Genomic DNA, 472 nt, shown 5'->3' on the forward strand with positions numbered 1-472 from the left:
GATCGGTCCCGTGCTCTGCCGTACCGGTCTTAGAAGCGATCTGCACGCCGGCGATGGCTCCCTTCTGCTGAGTCACCTGCTCGGCGGCGACCATCAAGTCCGTAAGTGTAGCTGCGACCTGGGGTGACACCGCCCGGCGCTCTTGGGCAGGCGCGGTGGTGGCGATCGTGGTCAGGTCGGGCCCTTTCAGGCTATCCACAAGATACGGGCGCATGGCGATCCCGTCATTGGCGACGGTGGCAGCCACCTGCGCATTCTGCAGCGGGGTCAACGCGACATCACGCTGGCCGATGCTCGACATACCCAGTGCCGCGGCGTCCGTGATCGGCCCGGTGGTCGACTCGGCCACCTGCAGCGGAATGGCCGGCGGCGGTTCGTCGAGCCCGAAGGCCTGGGCGGTCGACTTGAGTTTGTCGGTGCCGGTGTTGAGCCCCAACTGAACGAACGCGGTGTTGCACGATTTCGCGAACGC

General features: G+C 66.1%; 1 pseudogene. It reads right to left on the reverse strand.

The window, feature by feature from the left end:
• Positions 1–472 (reverse strand): annotated as a pseudogene (gene pbpA, locus IMZ11_RS43970) (D,D-transpeptidase PbpA); the annotation flags it as partial.

The sequence above is a fragment of the Microtetraspora sp. AC03309 genome (assembly GCF_020826795.1).
Lineage (GTDB): Bacteria > Actinomycetota > Actinomycetes > Streptosporangiales > Streptosporangiaceae > Microtetraspora > Microtetraspora glauca.